The sequence below is a fragment of the Hymenobacter profundi genome (genome assembly GCF_019334315.1).
Classification (GTDB): Bacteria; Bacteroidota; Bacteroidia; order Cytophagales; family Hymenobacteraceae; genus Hymenobacter; species Hymenobacter profundi.
The window spans coordinates 1-19,763 of record NZ_JAHWGL010000091.1; the positions used below are offsets into that span (position 1 = coordinate 1).

The 19,763-nt window shown below is 59.1% G+C and carries 16 protein-coding genes; 8 read left to right on the top strand and 8 right to left on the bottom strand.

Features of this window, described 5'->3' with window-relative positions; translation table 11 throughout:
- The first annotated feature begins 124 nt into the window (after positions 1–124).
- Positions 125–757 (top strand): hypothetical protein, encoded by a 633-nt coding sequence (locus tag KYK14_RS17320; RefSeq protein ID WP_185281968.1) that lies wholly within the window; start codon positions 125–127, stop codon positions 755–757.
- A 196-nt stretch (positions 758–953) separates the two neighbouring features.
- Complete coding sequence (locus KYK14_RS17325; RefSeq protein ID WP_219160579.1) at positions 954–4,121, top strand: PAS domain-containing protein; 3,168 nt, start codon at positions 954–956, stop codon at positions 4,119–4,121.
- 77 nt (positions 4,122–4,198) lie between these two features.
- Here the strand turns inward: KYK14_RS17325 and KYK14_RS17330 are convergent, their stop codons facing one another.
- On the bottom strand, positions 4,199–4,927 hold the full coding sequence (locus KYK14_RS17330) for a LytR/AlgR family response regulator transcription factor (RefSeq protein ID WP_219160581.1): 729 nt from the start codon (positions 4,925–4,927) through the stop codon (positions 4,199–4,201).
- Between the two features lie 218 nt (positions 4,928–5,145).
- Positions 5,146–6,519, bottom strand: coding sequence for an FAD-dependent oxidoreductase (locus KYK14_RS17335; protein WP_185281971.1), 1,374 nt, complete (start codon positions 6,517–6,519; stop codon positions 5,146–5,148).
- A 221-nt stretch (positions 6,520–6,740) separates the two neighbouring features.
- Between KYK14_RS17335 and KYK14_RS17340 the strand changes: the two genes are divergently transcribed.
- Complete coding sequence (locus KYK14_RS17340; RefSeq protein WP_185281972.1) at positions 6,741–6,956, top strand: hypothetical protein; 216 nt, start codon at positions 6,741–6,743, stop codon at positions 6,954–6,956.
- 11 nt (positions 6,957–6,967) lie between these two features.
- Here the strand turns inward: KYK14_RS17340 and KYK14_RS17345 are convergent, their stop codons facing one another.
- The 4 genes from KYK14_RS17345 to KYK14_RS17360 all read right to left on the bottom strand — a co-directional run bounded on the left by KYK14_RS17345 (position 6,968) and on the right by KYK14_RS17360 (position 10,247).
- Positions 6,968–7,570, bottom strand: coding sequence for an alpha-ketoglutarate-dependent dioxygenase AlkB family protein (locus KYK14_RS17345; RefSeq protein WP_185281973.1), 603 nt, complete (start codon positions 7,568–7,570; stop codon positions 6,968–6,970).
- A 10-nt stretch (positions 7,571–7,580) separates the two neighbouring features.
- Positions 7,581–8,243 carry a hypothetical protein gene (locus tag KYK14_RS17350; RefSeq protein ID WP_219160583.1) on the bottom strand — a complete coding sequence of 221 codons (663 nt, stop codon included), beginning with the start codon at positions 8,241–8,243 and terminating at the stop codon, positions 7,581–7,583.
- 154 nt (positions 8,244–8,397) lie between these two features.
- Positions 8,398–9,675 carry a kynureninase gene (gene kynU / locus KYK14_RS17355; protein WP_219160585.1) on the bottom strand — a complete coding sequence of 426 codons (1,278 nt, stop codon included), beginning with the start codon at positions 9,673–9,675 and terminating at the stop codon, positions 8,398–8,400.
- 44 nt (positions 9,676–9,719) lie between these two features.
- Positions 9,720–10,247, bottom strand: a complete 528-nt coding sequence (locus KYK14_RS17360; RefSeq protein WP_219160587.1) for a 3-hydroxyanthranilate 3,4-dioxygenase — start codon at positions 10,245–10,247, stop codon at positions 9,720–9,722.
- Positions 10,248–10,452: 205 nt separating this feature from the next.
- Between KYK14_RS17360 and KYK14_RS17365 the strand changes: the two genes are divergently transcribed.
- A complete protein-coding gene (locus tag KYK14_RS17365) occupies positions 10,453–11,250 on the top strand; it encodes an SDR family oxidoreductase (RefSeq protein WP_219160588.1) in 798 nt (265 codons plus the stop codon).
- A 13-nt stretch (positions 11,251–11,263) separates the two neighbouring features.
- Here KYK14_RS17365 and KYK14_RS17370 read toward each other — a convergent pair whose 3' ends face one another.
- Together KYK14_RS17370 and prfA are read right to left on the bottom strand one after the other, a co-directional pair.
- Entirely contained in the window at positions 11,264–12,544 is a 1,281-nt protein-coding gene (locus tag KYK14_RS17370) for a protoporphyrinogen/coproporphyrinogen oxidase (RefSeq protein WP_219160590.1), read from the bottom strand.
- Positions 12,545–12,691: 147 nt separating this feature from the next.
- Positions 12,692–13,762, bottom strand: a complete 1,071-nt coding sequence (gene prfA, locus KYK14_RS17375; protein WP_208307740.1) for a peptide chain release factor 1 — start codon at positions 13,760–13,762, stop codon at positions 12,692–12,694.
- A gap of 383 nt (positions 13,763–14,145) precedes the next feature.
- On the opposite strand from prfA, the gene thrA reads away from it, so the two are divergent.
- The 4 genes from thrA to KYK14_RS17395 all read left to right on the top strand — a co-directional run bounded on the left by thrA (position 14,146) and on the right by KYK14_RS17395 (position 19,693).
- Positions 14,146–16,590 carry a bifunctional aspartate kinase/homoserine dehydrogenase I gene (thrA, locus tag KYK14_RS17380; protein WP_219160592.1) on the top strand — a complete coding sequence of 815 codons (2,445 nt, stop codon included), beginning with the start codon at positions 14,146–14,148 and terminating at the stop codon, positions 16,588–16,590.
- A gap of 152 nt (positions 16,591–16,742) precedes the next feature.
- Positions 16,743–17,663 (top strand): homoserine kinase, encoded by a 921-nt coding sequence (locus KYK14_RS17385; protein WP_219160594.1) that lies wholly within the window; start codon positions 16,743–16,745, stop codon positions 17,661–17,663.
- 48 nt (positions 17,664–17,711) lie between these two features.
- Positions 17,712–19,010, top strand: coding sequence for a threonine synthase (gene thrC / locus KYK14_RS17390; RefSeq protein WP_219160595.1), 1,299 nt, complete (start codon positions 17,712–17,714; stop codon positions 19,008–19,010).
- 56 nt (positions 19,011–19,066) lie between these two features.
- A complete protein-coding gene (locus KYK14_RS17395; protein ID WP_219160597.1) occupies positions 19,067–19,693 on the top strand; it encodes a c-type heme family protein in 627 nt (208 codons plus the stop codon).
- Positions 19,694–19,763: the final 70 nt, after the last annotated feature.

The following is a 19,763-nucleotide window of genomic DNA, read 5'->3' on the forward strand; positions in this document are numbered from 1 at the left end:
TCGCTCTGCTCAGGATGACACGCATCTTCGCAAAATTACTATCCCACCATTTTACCTAATGTACTTTATCCTGTTTTTTTAGGATTCGAGCCCTATATTCGTATTCGGCTTTAATCCGGTTCCGTTGAAAAACTCCCTGGCTTTGGCGTTATCGGTGATTTTTCACCCGCTGCTGGTCCCATCGTATCTCTACTATATTGTTTGTTATCAATTGCCGGGCGTGGTGCTCTACCCGTTGCTACCCGACCGGTGGCTGGTGGTAGCGTTTGCGTTCGGGTTTACCTTTTTGCTGCCTACCCTCTGCACGAGTGGGCTATATTGGGCCGGCGTTATCGACTCGCTGGAGCTGTACGACAGGCGGCAGCGCGCCCTACCCTTTCTGGCTGCGGCCATCAGCTTTGGGGTAGCGGCCTGGTTTTTCACGCATACTGGCTTTGCCTTAGATGCTCTGTTGCGCTATATGATGGTGGGCATGGCCATTGCCGTGCTGCTGACACTGCTAATCTCACTGCGCTGGAAAATCAGTGCCCATGCCGTGGGGGTGGGGGGCGCCGTGGGACTGCTGGCCTTGTTGCAGCTCAGCGGCCTCGCCGATCAGGAAGCACTGTGGTGGCTGCTTGGTAGCATTTTGCTAGCGGGGGCTGTGTTGAGTGCCCGGTTGCAGCTACAGTCTCACACACCTACTCAGGTATGGGCCGGGTTGGTGCTGGGCGTGAGTCTGGTGGCGGGGGTAGGCGTAGGGGTAGCACTGGCCTGACGGGTAGGAGAGCGGGACTATACGGCCGTAAAAAGTCATTCCAAAAAGCAGGAGGGTAGCACTGGAATTGTAGCTTTACAGAAGGTAGCTTGGCTGTTGGTAGACATGGCTTTGCCCGCGCTCCAACAATATAGATCATTCCCGAAATTCAGTTTTCGCCCCTGCCTCTGGGCGCGGTATTTGTCTGCTTGTGGCTATGGCTTCTTCCTCTACTTCCGATCTTACAACGGCCGATCTGCTAGCGCAATTGCAGCAGGAGCGCGCCGCCCGACAGCTTGCCGAGGAGCGCGTAGCGGAGTTGGAGCAGCTGTGCGCTCCCTCTTCTCCTACCCTCGACCTGGGACAGCTACCCCGGCGCAACCCTAACCCGGTGTGGCGCCTGAGCGCTACTGCCGAAACGCTCTTTCTGAACCAAGCAGCCGAAAATCTGCGGCAACGTGAAGAAGAGGCGGGTATGTTGCCGCAATTGGAGGAGTTGGTGCAGCAAGCCATTGGGCAGGCATTGGCAACTGACAAGGTAGTGCAGCAGGAAATCGCGTTGAACTTCAACCACTACCTGCTGTTTGTGGTGCCTTCCTGCAACGAGCAGTACGCCGATGTCTACCTCACCAACATCACGCAGGGCAAGGATGTCGAGCGGCGGATGCAGCAGCGCGAGTTCTACGAAACCATCCTAAACCTGTTGCCGGTAGATGTAGCCGTGTTCGACCCCGAGCACCGCTACCTGTTCCTGAACCCGGCGGCTATTGCCAACCCCGAAGTGCGCGAATGGATTATTGGCCGCAACGACTTCGAGTTTTGCGAATACCGGCAGCGCCCTGTGGCGCTGGCCGAGGAGCGCCATGCCCGTTTCGAGCAGGCGCTGGCTACCAAGCAGGCCGTGCAGTGGGAAGAGTCGTTGGAAAGTCCGCAGGGCCAGCGCCGGGCATTGCGCAACATGCTGCCCGTATATAACCCCGATGGCTCCCTGCGCTTGATGCTGGGCTATGGCCTCGACATCACGGAGCGCTACTTGGCCGAGAGTCGGTTGCGGGAAAGCGAAGCGCGCCTGCAAGAAGAGCAAGCCTTTGTGCAGCAGGTAGTAAACACGGTGCCCGACTACATCTTCGTGCGTGATATCAACACGAAGATTTCCTTCATGAATCAATCAATGAGGGATTTTGTGCAGAGTACCAAGCACATCGAGCTGGTGGGCTTAACGGAGGCAGAAGTAGCCCCCGAAGACCTATCGATCTGGCGCGAGCTGCAAAAGGTAGTAGATGATGACATTCAGATTATTACAACGGGGCAGGAGCAAACCGTCGAGGTATCCGCAACGTTACGAAATGGCGAAACCCGCTGGCTACGGTCAGTGAAGCGCCCTTTGCGCCGCGCCGATGGCACCGTTAGCATATTGGGCGTGAGCACCGATATCACGGAGGCCCGCCTGGCCCACGAAACGCTAATTCGCAGTGAAAAGCAGTACCGCGACCTGATGCAGTTCAGTCAGGCGCTCATCTGTACGCACGACTTACAGGGCCGGATCCTGACCATTAACCCCACCGCGGCAGCCGTAATTGGCCGTCCGGCGGAGGCAATAATCGGGCAGCCCTTGCAGATGGTATCGCCGCCCGAGTTGCACGCCGACATGGACACCTACCTCACTACCATTGCGCAGCAGCGCGAGCTAGGCGGCGTGATGACCTTGATGTCGCGCACAGGGGAGCGGCGCTTCATCCTCTACAACAACTCCCTAGTAGACGAAACCGGCCAGGAACCCTACGTAATTGCTTACGGGCAAGACGTGACGGACCGCATCCTAATGGAAAAGGAGCTGAAGCGGGCCAAAGAAGCGGCCGAGGAATCGGCGCAGGCCAAGGAAAATTTCTTGGCCAACATGAGCCACGAGATTCGCACGCCCATCAACGGGATTCTGGGTATGGCCGGGCTGCTGGCCAAAACGGAATTGCAGGAGGCCCAGCGCGACCACCTCAACATTATTCAAAGCTCGGGCCGGCACTTGCTGGCGGTTATCAACGATGTGCTGGACGTTGCCAAGATTGAATCGGGGCAGCTGCACCTGGAAGAAATTCCTTTCGATATCATCGAGTCGATTCGCGGGGCGGCCCAAACGCTGGCTTATAAAGCCGAAGAGAAGCGCATTCGGTTCTTCGTGGAGCCGCCTACCCTACCCGAGCCCGTGGTAGTAGGCGACCCATTCCGCCTGAATCAGATTTTGCTGAATCTGCTCAGCAACGCCATTAAATTCACGGACCGGGGATTTGTGGAGCTGACCGGCCGCGTGCTGCACGATTCGCCTGAGAAGCTCAGCATCGAGTTTCAAGTGACCGACACCGGCATTGGTATTCCGGCCGAAAAGCAGGAAGCTATTTTCGAGAGCTTCCGGCAGGCCTATACGGATACCACCCGCCAATTTGGGGGCACGGGGCTGGGCCTCACCATCAGCCGGCGCTTGTCGGAGCAGTTGGGCGGGCGCCTGTGGGTAGAGAGCACGCCGGGCCGTGGCAGCACGTTTTTCCTGGTGCTCACGCTGCCCAAAGCCCAGCAGACGGCCCTGGCCATCGAGCCCGCCCTACCCGACTATGCTACCCTGCGCGGCACGCGCGTGCTGCTGGTAGAAGATCACCCCGTGAATCAGCAATTGGCGTTATTGATTCTGCAAGGGTGGGGCTTTGAGGTGGATGCCGCCGACAGCGGCCCCGAAGCCCTGGCGCTCCTGGACCAGCACACGTACGACGTGGTGCTGATGGACATTCAGATGCCCGGCATGAGCGGCCTGGACGCTACCCGCCTGATTCGGAAGCACGCCGACCCACTGAAAGCCGTGCTGCCCGTTATTGCCCTCACGGCCAACGCCATGCGCTCCGACCACGAGGTGTACCAAAAGGCTGGCATCAACGACTACCTGCTTAAGCCCTTCGAGGAGCGCGACTTGTTCCTGAAAATTGCGGCCCAGCTGGGTCGTACAGTGGAGGCCGCGGCCGAGGTAGCAGCCGTACGCAACGCGCCCGTTGCGCCGCTCTACCACCTGGCCCAGTTGCAGGAAGCCGCCCACGGCAGTGAGAACTTCGTGCGAAAAATCCTGACGACGTTCCTGCAACATACCCCGCCCGCGCTGGACCAACTGAAGGTTGCCGCCGCCGTATCCGACTGGACCGCGGCGGCCGACATAGCGCACCGCCTGAAACCCACGCTGAAGCTGCTGGCCGTGACAACCACCGAGGAACCAGTGCGCTTGCTGGAATCCTACCCCCACGCATCCCCCGCCGACCGTCCTACAGAAACGACCTTGCAAGCTGCGGCCACAACGCTCCTGAATACCACCGCGGCGGTGGTGGCTGAGTTGCAGGCCGCTGGTTATTAGGTAGGCGAGAAAGTTTGCTCCACAACAAGGCCCGTTTCGTAGCTACGAAACGGGCCTTGTTGTGGTACTCCGGTGTGCTAGATGCGGTTGATCTTCCGGAAAACGATGTCCTGGTAGGATTTGCTGATGGGTACTTCCTGGCCGCTGGGCATCAGCGCTATGTTGTTTTCAATGGCTTCTACCCGCCGTAGATTCAGGATGTAGGAGCGGTGCACCCGTACAAAGTGGTCGAAGGGTAGGCGCTCCACAAAGGCCTTCAGCGTGGTGTATACAATATGCTTCTGCTTGTCGGTCACGATGATAACGTAGTCAGACAGCGCTTCCACGTAGAGCACATCATCGAAATTGATGCGCACCATCTTGTTGTTGACCTTCACAAATAGGTCGGAATCGGGGAGGGCTGGTGCCTGCGTAGCCGTTGCGTGGGTGAGGGCGCCGGCTTGTTGCTGGGCCCGTTGCACGGCCCGGCTGAAACGGGCATAGTCGAAGGGCTTGACCAAGTAATCGGTCACTTGCAGGTTGAAGGCATCAACGGCAAAATCCTCGTGGGCAGTTGTCAGAATAACCAGCGGGGGATTGGGCAACACCCGCAGCAACTCCAGGCCACTAAGCTGGGGCATCTGCACATCCAAAAACAGAATGTCTACCTGGTTACCATTGCGAAAGAAAGTCAGCCCTTCCAACCCATCGGTGAGGGAAGCCGTGAGCGAGAGTGAATCTGTCAGGGAAATGTAATGCTCCAGCGTCAGGCGGTTGATGGGGTCATCATCCACAATGAGGCAGGAAAGCGCAGAGGTAGCAGGCATACACAAAGAAACTGTAGATGGCCGCCGTGGCCAAAAAGCGTTTGACTAGGTAAAGGTACAACTCGCCTATAAAAGAAGGTATTACGCCGAGAAAACCGTTGTTACTAATCAAGATAGTTGCAATTAATCGGCCAAAATACTATGCATAGATAGCCCCGAAGCAAAATGCTATCAATTAGTTGAGTGCATCAAGAATAGCGAAAACGCAGATTCAACTGCTAAGCCAGTTGGGCCATTTCCTGCTGCACCATTTCCTGCACGGCGGGCGTGTCGTAGTCGGCTTCTGTTTGAATAAGGGGCATCAGGCGCTGCATAATGTGCTCCTGTCGGGTGCCATTGGCCAGGGCCTCGGCGTAGGGCGTGTGCGAGAACGTGACCTGCGAGTACAGCGGCAGCCACTGATCGGGATACTGCGCGGAGATTTTGCTTTCGATTTTCTTTTGCAGCAGAAAACGCGGGTCGGCCACCCGGTCGCGCATCTCCTGGAAGTTATACACCGCTAGGTCGGCCATGGCGTCGGCATCAGGCTTGCGGCGGCGCTGAAACTCTGCAAAAACGGTGTTCCAGTCGCCGTCAAACTCTGTCAGCAGTTGGTCGAGCACGGTGCAATCCTCGAAGCCCGCGTTCATGCCCTGGCCGTAGAAGGGCACAATGGCGTGCGAGGCATCCCCAATCAGCACCACCTCGCCTTGGTAGGACCACGGGTAGCAGCGCACCGTGACGAGGGAGCTGGTAGGGTGCTCAGCAAACTCGGGTAGCAAATTGGGCATGAGAGGTACCGCATCGGGAAATACGCGCTCAAAAAAGTCCTGTACCTGGGCGGGCGTTTGCAGGGAAGCAAACGACGTTTCGCCTTCGTAGGGGAAAAATAAAGTGCAGTTGAAAGAGCCGTCGAGGTTGGGTAGGGCAATCATCATGTACTGCCCGCGCGGCCAGATGTGAAGCGCTTCTTTATCGAGCTGCCAGTTGCCGGCTGCGTCGGCCGCAATCTGCAATTCCTTGTAACCGTACTCCAGGTAGCTCTGTGCGTAGTTGAAGCGGTCAGTTTTCTGCATAGCCCCCCGCACCGCCGAAAAGGCTCCATCGGTACCAAACAGCCGGTGGTAGGCAAGCGTGTGCGTCTGTTGGGTGGTCGTGTCGCGCAGGGTAAGCTGGCGCCGGCGCAGGTCTACCTCCAGGCACCGCTGGTTGAAGTGCAGGGTGATGTTGGGGTGCGCCTCCGCCAGATCGAGTAGGGTGCGGTTGAGGCCATCGCGCGAAACGGAATAAATAGCCTGGTTTTCCTGCCCATAGGCCTGGTAGGTGAGCTGTCCGTCTAGGCTGTGCATGGCGCGCTTGTAGAGGGGTAGGGCCACTTGGCGCACGTCTTCCTGCACGCCAATGCCTTCCAGCGCCCGCCAGCCCCGGTCCGAAAGAGCCAGGTTGATGGAACGCCCCTCGGCGGCTTCCTGGTAGCGCGGGTCGGGCCGACGCTCGTAAATGGCTACCTGATAGCCGCGCCGCGCCAGGTAGAGGGCGAGTAGGGAGCCTACCAGACCTCCGCCAATAATGGTGAGCGGCTCGGAAGTAGCGGCAGGAACAGGAGCGGACATAGACACGGCAAAAAGGGAATGGAACAGCGAAGGTAAACGGTTACGAAATAGCGTCGTTTGTCGGGTAGGAAAAGCTATTCATCGAGTAATACAATTTGTTTAAGCTTAAATAGAATCCGGTGGCTTACAGCGCATCGTAGGGTTGTATTGTAAGACGAACCACTTGCTCTGTTTCTATGCCAATTTCTACCCCCTGCGTTTCTAAGGCTGCTTATCGGCCTGTGCAACATTCCTACTCATCGCTGGCAACAGCTACTTATCTCACGTGGTCGGCCATGATCTGGACTGCCTTACTCACAGAAGATCAGCAGGTTTTCACCCCAAAAATGCCATCTGCACACTTGCAGCTAGCAAACGACCAGCTACAGATTGGCACATACAGCATTGGCGAAAACGTGGACATCAACCTTTTCGGGCACCCAGAAATCCGCTACTAAGCCGATGAGGCTTACATAGCGTTTACAATTAATCGAAAAGTTAGGTTGAGGCGAGCATCCGTGGGCCGGGCAGTTTTCGGCACGGCGTGCAGCCAGTGCTGTTGGGTAGGGCCACGCATCACCAGCAAACTGCCAGAGGACAAATCGAGAGAAACAGGCGCGTGCGGCGTTTCGCGGGCATCGCGGGGACGCAACCGGAAACGGCGGGTAGCACCCAAACTCAAGGAAGCGATAACCGGTGCGGGGCCTAGTTCCGGCTCGTCGTCGGCATGCCAGCCCATGCTATCCTGCCCGTAGCGGTAGAGGTTGAGTAGTACGCTATTGAAAGCGGTTCCGGTAGCGGTTTCCACTTGCCCACGTAGTTTTTGCAGTGCCGGCGTCCAGGGCTGAGGCGTAAGTTGAAGACCAGAGTAGCGGTAGGTAGCGGCCGGGTCGCCGTGCCAAGCCGTGAGGCGCGGTTGGAGCACCTCGCGCCCATAGAGCCGAATGGCTTCCTGTCGCCACGCAATGGTTTGCTCCAACTCGTGCGACAGGGCAGTAGCAGCATCAAACGGCAAAAAACGCTCGTCGAGCCAGATTTCGGCGTTAAGTAAGGGTAGTAGCGTGAGCGGCATAGGGTAGCTGCTACGGCAGCGCGGCACCGCCCATTTGCCCCAGCATGGGCATCATCAGGTAATACATAATCCCGAAGATCAGCAAGCAGACCACCAGGGCAGGCAGCCAACCCCGACTAAGGTAGGAGCGCCGGCCTACGTAGCGCGGCCAAAAAAACCACAGATACGCCACCACAGCACCCAGGTTAACGGCCGCACTGATCCATTTGGCACTCTCACCAAACTGCAACACAGCCCATTGTAGCAGGTAGGAGCTGCCCAAGAGATACAGAACAATAAACAACAGTAGGCGTAACGCCTTGCTTTGCTTGTCCAGCTTAAACAAGTTGATAACCATCAGCACGCCTCCCGCCAGAAAAGAAAATATGACGGAGAAGATGGCAATGGTAGCCGGCGAGTACAGCGCGGGTCCGGCTGCTTGTTCTTGCTCTGGTTCCGCCACGGCAGCGGCTTCGGCGGCGCGAACAGTAGCTGCCTCGGCGGCACGCTGCGCCACCACGGGCTGCACGTCCGTGCGGATGGCGCTGGCTTCCGCCACTACCTTCCCCCGGCGTTCCAACTCATCGAGAGCAGCCAACACGGCTTCTTCCAGGTAGTTAGTATACTGGTCGACGTACTGGCGCAGTTCGGCGTCGGTTTTGCGGCCCATCTTGGCCGCGTAGTCTTCAGCCATTGGGATAGTGAAAACGGTAATTGAAAAATAGACTCAAATGGGTGCGGCTGGGTTGCAAGGCCAAACCGGACATGAAAGCAGCTGCTAAGTTGCTACTAGACTGAACGCAAGTTGTGCTGAATAGGTAACAAATGCCCAAATTTTCTTGCCTGCGCTATTGTTCAGCCCAGACGGCCAGTACTTCGCCTACCCGTTGCACATCGGCAAACGAGTTGTAGAAGGGCACCGGCGCTAGCCGAATCACGTTGGGCTCGCGCCAGTCGCCTACCACGCCGGCTTGCGTAAGGTGGTCGAACAGCTCGCGCCCGCCCTGGTGCACCAACAAGGAAAGCTGGCAGCCACGGGCCGCCGGATCGGCGGGCGTAATGATTTCGAGGCGCGAAGCGGGCAGCTCCAGCCGATTGATGAGGAACTCTAGGTAAGCCGTCAGCTGCTCGCTTTTGCGGCGCAACGGACCCATGCCGCCTACCTCCGCAAACAGCGCCAGCGCCGCTCGGTGGGCTGCCAGCGTCAGCACGTTGCCGTTGGCCAGCTGCCAACCCGCAGCGCCGGCCATCGGCTTAAAACCTTTTTGCATTTTGAAGCGCTCATCGGCGTCGTGGCCCCACCAGCCGGCCAGGCGCAGCAGGTCAGGACGGTCAGCAAATCGCTCGTGCACAAACGCGCCGCCCACGCTACCCGGCCCCGAGTTCATGTACTTATAGGTGCACCAGCAGGCAAAATCCACGTCCCAGTCGTGCAGGTGCAGCTCCACGTTGCCGGCCGCGTGTGCCAGGTCGAAGCCTACCATAGCGCCCACCGCGTGCCCAGCCCGTGTAATGGCTTGCATATCAAATACCTGCCCAGTGTAGTAGTTGATGCCCCCCATGATAATGGTCGCCAGCGAATCGCCCAGCTCAGCAATTTTGGCCTCTATATCCTCCGTGCGCAACGTGTGCTCACCGGAACGGGGTACCAGCTCCACAATGGCGTCGTCGGGGTCGAAGCCGTGCAGCTTGGTTTGGGTTTCCAAGGCGTACTGGTCCGAAGGAAACGCGCCGCCTTCCATTAGCACCTTGTAGCGGGTAGGGGTAGGGCGGTAGAACGACGTGAGCAGCAAGTGCAGGTTGGTGGTCAGGTTGTTCATCACCACCACTTCTATGGGCTTGGCTCCTACCACCAGCGCTTCGGTTTCGGCTAGGGTTTCGTGGTAGTGCATCCAGGGCGAAGGACCATCGAAGTGCCCATCTACTGCCAGCGTGGCCCAGGTATCCAGCTCCTGATCCAGCGCTTCGCGTACGGCACGGGGTTGCAGACCCAGCGAGTTGCCGCACAGATAGAGGCTCTTGCCACCACCCGGCGCGGGCGGAATCAGGAAGCGACTGCGGAACTCACGCAGTGGGTCCTGGGCATCGAGTTGGGCGGCAAAGGCGGGGGTGGGTTCGAAGGTCATGCGGACAAAGGTAGGGGGCAAAGGCGAGGGCCGCCAGGAAGTACTTACGGAGCAGGGGCAGGCGTGGGTGGCGCCATCACGGTGCCGCACACGGTGCACGTGCGCTTGTGCTCGTCTTGCCAGAAGCGGTTCATGATGGGCGGCAGCTGCGCCACGATATCGGTAATCTCGGCAAATTCCTCGTAGAGCTTGTTGCCGCAGTTTTCGCAGTACCACTGAAAGCCATCCAGCTCGCCGGTCGTGCGGTAGCGTTCCACCACCAGCCCAATGGTGTTGGCTGGCCGCCGCGGCGAATGGGGCACACCAGGAGGTAGCAGGTACATCTCGCCGGCCTTAATCTCAATATCTACCGGCTGCCCATCCTCGATGATTTTCACCACGATGTCGCCTTCCAGCTGCCAGAATAGCTCCTCGCCTTCGTCCACGTGGTAGTCTTTGCGGGAGTTGGGGCCGCCCACCACCATCACAATAAAATCTTTATTGTCTTTGAATACCTGCTGGTTGCCCACGGGCGGCTTCAGCAGATGGCGGTGCTCATCCACCCACTTTTGTAAATTGATCGGTCGATTCATGTGGTTTGGTTTTGAAGAGAGAAGTAGGTTATTCGCTCGTCATGCTGAGCGGAGTCGAAGCATCTCGCATGCTGATGTTACGTGACTAACTCGACGACGCAAGCGAGATGCTTCGACTCCGCTCAACATGACGACCTATAGGCTATTTGCTCATGATTTCAACAAATATCTCAAAACATCGGCTTCCATCTCGGTTTCTAATAGTATGAGTTCCACTACTCCTTTCTCCGATCAAAAAGCTCTGGTGAGCGGCAGCACGCAGGGAATTGGGCGAGCCATTGCCGAAGAATTAGCCCGGCAAGGCGCTACCGTTACGCTGCTGGCCCGTAACGAAACTACGCTGCGCGAAACCGCTGCCGCCCTACCCACGCCCACCAACCAGCCGCACGACTACATCGTGGCCGATTTCACCCAGCCCGACCAAGTAGCCACACGCGTGGTCGACTACCTCAAGGCGCACCCAATAGGCTTTCACGTGCTCGTCAATAACACGGGCGGCCCGCCCGGTGGGCCTATTATCGAGGCGTCTGTCGATGCCTTTCGGGCGGCTTTTGAGCAGCATGTGGTGTGCAACCATTTGCTGGTGCAAGCCGTGGTGCCGGCTATGCGGGCGCGGCAGTATGGGCGCATCATCAACATCATAAGTACTTCTGTGAAGGTGCCGCTGCCGGGGCTGGGCGTGTCCAATACCATCCGGGCGGCGGTGGCCAACTGGGCCAAAACGCTGGCCAACGAACTGGCGGCCGATGGCATCACCGTCAACAACGTGCTACCCGGCATGACGCAAACCCAGCGCTTGGAAAGTCTGCTGGAAAAGCAGGCTGCATCAGTCGGCAAGCAAGTAGCTGAGGTAGAAACCGCCGCCAAGCAGCAAATTCCTGCCCGCCGTTTTGGCGAAGCAGACGAAATAGCTGCCGCGGCTGTATTCTTCGCTTCACCGGCGGCGGGCTACGTCACAGGCACCAATCTGGCTGTAGATGGCGGCCGTACGGGTAGTTTGTGAGCAGGAGTAGCTTTTACACCAGCAACATCTCCGCTACCTCACGGCCGGTCGCCATGGCGGCGTTCAGCGACGGATATGCGGTGTAGTCGCCGCACTGGTAGAGGGTATCAGCTAGACGGAGGCTCTGGCGGTAGGGTTGCCCTGCGGGGTAGGCCGGGAGGGCGTGCGTAATTTCGTAGGTGCGCAGGTGCTGCCACTGGGCCGTGGCCGGCCCAAACCAGGCAGCCAGTTCGGCTCGCAGCCGGTTTAGTAAGTCCTCCTCCGTAAGACCGTGCGCGCCGTGGGTGTTCACCGAAACCAGTGTTTGACCAGCGGGGGCGTAGCCGGGGGCCGCATCGCTGGGGAATACGACGTTGTGTGCCAGGGCGCCCGGCATTGCATTGAGACGCAAGAGCTTATCGCCATGGCCGGGAGAGTGGGGCGCCGCAAAGTAGGTACAGGTAGTCTTGCGCCACTCGGAGGTAGGGGTAGGCGCGCTGAGCGTCTGGGTGGGTAGGAGTTGCTGCGCTGCCGTGCCATCGGTGGCTATGACCACGGCAGCGGCTTCCAGTACCTCATCTGTCCAGAGGCGCACGCGGGTACCGTCGATGGCCGATACGGGTGAGTTGAGGCGCACGCTGCCGGTGGGTAGACGGGCCGCCAATTGCTCCGGAATGGCCTGTATGCCAAGATTGGGCACAGCGGCATCGCCCACCACAAACTGTTGAAATACAAACTCGAAGAAATTGGCCGCCGTACGCAGCTGCCGGTCCAGATACACCCCGCCGAAAAACGGACGGAAGAAGGTATCAATGATCCGCTCGCTGAAGCCTTTGCGGCGTAAGTAGGTCAGAGTGTCTTCTTGGTTGGAGGAGTTGCGGCTGATGAGTTGGCCGGCGGTATACTTGCTCACATGTCGCACCAGGTTTGCAATGCGGAGCTTATCAGGTAGGGAGCCAATGGGCGAAGTGAGGGCTTCGAACGCCGCCAACGGTTGCCGCAACGGGTTAATTAGCGTCGTTTCTCGGCCAGTAGGCAATTGAATAACGGCACCCGACTCGAAAGCCCGCAGGTCCAAGGCACCGTAGTCCATGAGGCGCTGCACCTCGGGGTAGCGCGTGAGCAGGATCTGAAAACCACGGTCTAAGCGGAAGCCTTCGGGTGTAATATCAGTGCGTACGCGGCCACCCACGGCGTCGGCAGCATCCAGCACCAATACAGATTTGCCGGCCCGGTGCAGGTAGTTGGCGCAAGTGAGGCCAGCCATACCAGCGCCGATGATAATAATAGGTAGAGATGCAGAGGAAGTAGCCATACCCCGGCAAACTCCAAAAGGCGCCGTAAGGTTGGCATAAAATAGCTGTTGGCTACTAGCTGTTAGCTGATAGCTTGTTTCTAGTTCAGTTAATAACCGAAAAACAAGCTATCAGCTAACAGCTAGTAGCCAACAGCTAACACTATACTACCCTACCCCTTCTTTCAGGCGTTCGGCGCTTTCGGCTATGCGCAACTGCTCCACGAAATCATCGATGTTGCCGTCCATTACGCTGGGCAGGTTGTACACCGTGAACCCAATGCGGTGGTCGGTTACGCGGCCCTGGGGGTAGTTGTAGGTGCGGATTTTGTCCGACCGGTCGCCGCCGCCAATCATGCTCTTGCGGGCGGCACCTTCGGCTTCGTTTTTCTTGGCCAGCTCAATCTCGTAGATGCGTGAGCGGAGTACCTGCAACGCCTTATCGAAGTTCTTGAGCTGCGACTTTTGGTCCTGGCACTGGGCCACCAGGCCGGTAGGCAAGTGCGTAAGGCGCACGGCCGAGTAGGTGGTGTTTACCGACTGCCCACCGGGGCCACTCGACATAAACAAGTCCTTGCGGATGTCGTTCATATCCAGTTCAATATCCAATTCTTCAGCTTCTGGCATCACCACAATGGAGGCTACCGAAGTGTGAATACGGCCCTGAGTTTCGGTGGCCGGCACGCGCTGTACACGGTGCACACCCGATTCAAACTTCAGCTTGCCGTACACGTCCTCGCCTTTCAGCGAGAGCACAATTTCCTTGTAGCCGCCCGAGGTGCCCTCGGTGGCGTCGATGAGGTCCATGCGTAGGCCCTGCTTTTCGGCGAAGCGCATGTACATGCGCTGCAAGTCGCCGGCAAATATGGCGGCCTCGTCGCCCCCGGCTCCGGCCCTGATTTCCATAATCACGTCCTTGGAGTCGTTGGGGTCCTTCGGAATCAGGAGTTCCTTGATAACGGCCTCCAGGCGCTCCTGCTCGGGCAGCAGCTCGTCCAGCTCAGCCTTCGCCATTTCGCGGAAGTCCTGGTCCTTTTCGGTGGAAATCACCTCCTTGGCATTGTCGATGTTGCTGAGTACCTGCTGGTAGGCTTTGTACTCCGTCACGATTTTGCCCAGGTCCTTGTATTCTTTATTGAGGGCCTTGAAGCGTTTCATGTCGCTCATGGCTTCAGGTTGCGTGAGTTGCTCGCTCACGTCGTTGAAGCGCTGTTGAATGGCCTCCAGTTTATCTAGCATCTGCCTGTCAGAGAATTATATTTATATGCACAAAGGTACATAAACTAACACGCGGAACCAGCGGGCTTGTTCCCTTCGTGGTTTGTTGGAAAACGTAGGCGGGCCGAATCATGAATTTGGTTGGTAACAAATCTTTTCTAGCTTTGGTCCGAACCTTAGAGCACGTATGCGCCCCTTCGCCGCTATCGGTCCGCTTTTCCCTACCCTGACGGTCATTACCATGACACCGACAGCCACTACCGGTATTATTACCGGTTAGCGGGGCTGCTCTACCTCTCACTTTCACATCTTCCGAGCAGCCCTTCGCCGGTACCGCCCTCCTGACAAGAGGTGGCCACCGACCCGAAGCGCTGCTTTTTCGCGTTTATTCTTCCTTACTCTTTATGCAGATTCTGAAATTTGGTGGTTCTTCGGTGGCCACGGCAGCAGCTATCCAACAAGTAGGCGAACTGGTAGCGCAGGCTGCGCAACGCGGCCCTACCGTCGTGGTCGTGTCGGCGTTGGGTGGCACGACGGATGCACTGATTACCGCCGGTCAGCAAGCTGCGGCGGGGCAAGAAAGCTACCGGCAACTGCTGCAAACCATTGAGCAGCGCCACCTGGATGCGGCCAAGGAACTAGCGCCCGTCACCAGCCAGAGCAGCTTGCTGAGTCGGGTGAAGCAGGAATGCAACGATCTGGAAACGCTCTGTGACAGCGTGTTTGCGTTGGGTGAGCTGTCGGTGCGGACGTTGGACCGCCTCATGAGCTTCGGGGAACTGCTGTCGGCACGGCTAGTGGCGGCCAACCTGCTGGTGCGCGGTATCGACCACGTTTGCCACGACAGCCGCGAGCTGATCCGCACCAATAGCAGCTTCGGCAACGCGTTGGTGGATTTTCAGACCACCAACCGGCAAATTCAAACCTACGTGCGCAACCACCCGCACTCCGTGTATGTGGTGCCGGGCTTCATTGCTTCGGATGCCCAGGGGTCTACCACTACCCTCGGCCGCGGCGGCTCCGACTACACCGCCGCCATCTTCGCGGGCGCACTGGACGCCGAAGTGCTGGAAATTTGGACCGACGTGAGCGGCATGATGACGGCCGACCCGCGCTTGGTGCGCCAGGCCCGGCCCATTCCGCGCATCAGCTACCAAGAAGCCATGGAGTTGTCGCACTTCGGGGCAAAGGTGTTGTATCCGCCTACCATCCAGCCGGTGCGGCAGCGCGGCATTCCGCTGCTCATCAAGAACACCTTTGCCCCCGCCGATGAAGGCACCCGCGTGGAAGTGGCCCCGCCGGCTACCGGCGAGGTAGTGCGCGGCCTGTCCAGCATTGGGCAGGTCACGCTGCTGCGGCTGGAAGGCGGCGGTATGGTCGGCATTCCAGGCTTTTCGATGCGGCTGTTTGCGGCCCTGGCGCGGGAGAAAGTCAACGTCATTCTCATCACCCAAAGCTCCTCGGAGTACAGCATTTGCGTGGCCGTGCGCACCGCCGACGCCGTGCGCGCCAAAACCGCCACCGACGACGAGTTTGCCTTCGAAATCGGCACCGGCAAGGTAGATCCGCTGGTGGTGGAGGCCGATCTGGCCATTGTGGCCCTGGTGGGCGAGAAGATGAAAGACCACCCCAACGTGAGCGGACGTTTGTTTAACGCGCTGGGTAACAATGGGGTAAATATTCGGGCCATTGCGCAGGGCTCGTCGGAGAAGAACATTTCGGTGGTGGTGCGGGCGCAGGACGTGCGCAAGGCCATCAACGTGCTGCACGAGTCGTTTTTTGAGGTGCAGACCAAGCAAGTGAACCTGTTTGTGGTAGGCGCCGGCAACGTGGGCGGCAAGCTACTGGAGCAACTCTCGCGGCAGCGGGCCTACTTGTTACGTCACCTGCGTCTGCAAGTGCGGGTGGTAGGGGTGGCCAATAGCCGCCGGTTTGCCTTTGCTGAGCAGGGCCTAGACCTGGGCAACTGGCGCGACACCCTGGCCCAGGGCGAGGAAGGCAAGCTGGCCGACTTCCTGCAAGTCATCAAGAGTCGCAACCTGCGCAACACCATTTTTGTGGACGTGACGGCCAGCGGCGAGGTAGCCCGCTGCTACCCCGAGCTGCTGAGCCGGGGCGCGGCCGTGGTGGCGTGCAACAAAATTGCCGGCTCGGCCGAGCTGAGCTACTACCAACAGCTCAAGCGGTTGTCGCGGGAGTTTGGGGCGGCGTTTCTGTTTGAAACCAACGTGGGCGCGGGCCTACCCATCATCGGCACGCTCAACGACCTCACCCGCAGCGGCGACGAGGTGCACCGCATCGAAGCTGTGCTGTCGGGTACGCTCAACTTCGTGTTCAACCACTACGACGCCACCGTGCCCTTTGCCGAGGTGGTGCGCCAGGCCCAGGCCGAGGGCTACACCGAGCCCGACCCGCGCCTCGACCTGAGCGGGGTAGACGTGGCCCGCAAAATCCTGATTCTAGCTCGCGAAGCCGGGCAGGAGCTGGAAATGAGCGACATAGAAAACGAGGCCTTCCTGCCCGCCTCGTGCATGGAGGGTAGCGTAGAAGATTTCTACCAGGAAATGGCCCGCCAGGAACCGCACTTCCAGCAGCTCTACCGCGAGGCCGCCGATGCCGGCAAGCAACTCCGCTTCGTGGCCCGCTACGCCGACGGTGCCGCCGCTGTGGGCCTGCAAGCCGTCGGCCCCGACCACGATTTCTACTCCCTGCAAGGCAAAGACAACGCCGTGCTGTTCTACACCGCCCGCTACCCCGAGCAGCCGCTGGTGGTGAAGGGAGCAGGCGCCGGCGCCGACGTAACCGCCTCCGGGGTCTTCGCCGACATCATGCGCGCCACCCGGCAATAGAATTATTGAGTGAGAACGTCATGCTGAGCTTGCCGAAGCATCTCTACTGCTTCGTTGCAATCAACAGAAAATTACATACGGTAGAGATACTTCGGCAAGCTCAGCATGACGTTCTGCATAATTCAACCCTCAACACTTAATACTTCAATAAGATGTCTGTTACCGTTTTGGCTCCGGCCACCGTGGCCAATATGGTCTGCGGGTTTGATGTGCTGGGCTTTGCCCTGGCCGAGCCCGCCGACACCATGCACCTGCGTCTGACCGACACGCCCGGCGTTACCATCCTCAACGAAGACGAGTTCGACCTACCTACTGAGCCCACGCGCAACGTGGCAGGCGGGGCGCTGCTAGCCTTGTTGCGCGAGGCGCCGGGGGTAGGCATTGAGGTTCGCATCAATAAGGCCATTCGGCCGGGTAGCGGCATTGGGTCCAGTGCAGCCAGTGCGGCGGGCGCGGTGGTAGGGGCTAATGCGTTGCTGGGCAATCGGTTCAGCAAAGAGGATTTGGTGCGCTTTGCCATGTTTGGGGAGGAAGTGGCCTCGGGCGTGCAGCACGCCGACAACATTGCGCCGTGCCTGTACGGGGGCGTCACGCTCATCCGCAGCACTACCCCGCTCGACATTGTGCCGCTGCCTACCCCGCCGCTGTGGGTAACGGTGGTGCATCCGCAGATTGAGGTGAAAACTGCCGATGCCCGCGCCATTCTGAAGCGCCAAGTGGCCCTACCCGCCGCCATCCGGCAGTGGGGCAACGTGGGCGGGCTAGTAGCTGGCCTCTGCCTGCAAGACTACGACCTCATCGGCCGCTCCCTAGAAGACTACATCGTGGAGCCCGTGCGCAGCATCCTGATTCCGGGCTTTGCCGAGGTGAAAGCCGCTAGCCGCGAAGCCGGGGCACTAGGCGGCGGCATCTCGGGCTCGGGGCCCTCGATCTTCATGTTGAGCCGGGAAGAAGCCACCGCCCGCGCCGTGGCCGCTGCCATGCAAAGCGTGTATGACCGGCTGGGCATCGAACAGTTCACCTACGTGACGCGCATGAACACGGAGGGCGTGCGGGTAGTGGCGCAGCCTTAGCGCACGCAGCGTTGCGCACTACTTCTTACAATCGTTATTCTCACTGCAATGCAATATCATAGTCTCAACCACCAGTCGCCGGCCGTTGATTTCCGCACGGCAACCATCCAGGGGCAGGCGCCCGATGGCGGCTTATACTTCCCAGAAAACATTCCGCGCTTTTCGGCCGATTTCCTGCTGGATTTGAAAACCCTACCCGCTGCCGAGGTGGCCTACCAGGTGATGGCGCCCTACGTGGGCGACACTATTCCGGAAGACGAGCTGCGCCGTATCTGCGCCGAGACGGTCAATTTCCCGTTTCCGCTAGTACCCATCACAGAGACTGTTGCGTCCCTGGAGCTGTTTCATGGACCTACCCTAGCATTTAAGGACGTGGGGGCGCGGTTTATGAGTCGGTGCCTGGGATACTTCTCGCGGCAGGAAGCCGAGCCCGTGACGGTGCTGGTGGCTACTTCCGGCGACACCGGCGGGGCCGTGGCCGATGGCTTTTTGGGCGTGGAGGGCGTGCAAGTGGTCATTCTCTACCCCGCCGGCAAAGTGAGCCCCTTGCAGGAGCGCCAGCTGACTACGCTGGGGCAGAACATCACGGCCCTTGAAATTCAGGGCAACTTCGACGACTGCCAGCGCCTCGTAAAGCAGGCCTTTGCCGATGTGGACCTGATGCAGCAGCAGCGCCTCACCTCAGCCAACTCCATCAACGTGGCGCGCTGGCTGCCCCAGCAGATTTATTACTGCCTGGCCTGGCAGCAATGGCAGCCCCAATTGCCGCCGGTAGTGACGGTGCCCAGCGGCAACTTCGGCAACCTGTGCGCGGGGTTGCTGGCCCACGTGTCGGGGCTGCCGGTGGCGCATTTTGTGGCCGCCTGCAACGCCAACGACGCCGTGCCCGCCTACCTGCTCAGCGGCGAGTACGCGGCCAAGCCAGCTGTGGCTACCATCTCCAACGCCATGGATGTAGGCAACCCCAGCAACTTCGGCCGCATTCTGGCCTTGTTTGAAGCCGAGCACACCCGCATCACCGGCTTAATGACCGGCTACTCCGTGACGGACGCCCAAACGGAGGAAACCATCCGCGCCGTGCATACAGAAACCGGCTATTTGCTGGACCCGCACGGTGCCGTGGCCTACCGAGCTATGCAGCAGTATCTCAGTGAAAACCCCACGCCCCAGGGCGGATTTCTGCTTGAAACGGCACATCCGGTGAAGTTTCGGGAAGTAGTGGAGCCATTGTTGGGCGAAGCCGTGCCGTTGCCTACCGCCTTGGAGCCGCTTATGCAGCGCTCCATCGAGCGGGTGCCGCTGCCGGCCGAGTACGCGGCGCTTCGGGATTTTTTGCTGAGCCGATAGGGTAGGGGAGCCGCGGCGGCTTCGTACCTTGCAGTAGATTCTTTAACCCGTTGCGTATGCGTTTGCGAATGTGGGGCGGGGTAGGGCTGCTGCTCTTGTCGGCCTGCCGCCCCGATCAGGTAGAGCACCTCTCAAACACGAAAGAGCTGGCCGTGGAGGCCGAAAACCGGCAGGTGAAGCGCATCTTGCCCGCCGATTTGCTGCGTGCCACCCGCTGGGCCGGCGACTCTCTCACCCGCACCGCCGACCGCGCCCTGCGCCAACAAGTAGCCACGCAACTACAAGCCGGCAGCGTGGCCGATGCCCTACCCGCTGGCCATACTGCTGCCTTTGCGGTTACTGATTCGTTGGCGCAGGTGCTGCAAGCTACGCTCACGCACGTGCGCCGCGCTCCTGGGAGCGGCCTCAACGATACCAGTCGGGTAGTGAAACGGCCTTCAAATGAAGTGTTTACCTACGAACGGCCGCTGCTGGTCACCGATGCGGCCTGCCTGCGCTGCCACGGCACCGAAACCGACATAGCGCCGGCCGATCTGACCCTGATTCGGCAACGCTACCCGCAGGTGCCGCTGGGCTACCGGGTAGGCGAAGCAATGGGTACGTGGAAAGTGCAGTTTACCCGCCAGGGTATTGCTGAGTTTTACACCATGAAAACCCGGAAGATCTTTAAGCGGCGGTTTTAGGGAATTGTCTGGCATCCTCTTTCTCATCTGTCATCCTGAGCGGAGCGAAGGACCTTCTCACGCGTGAACG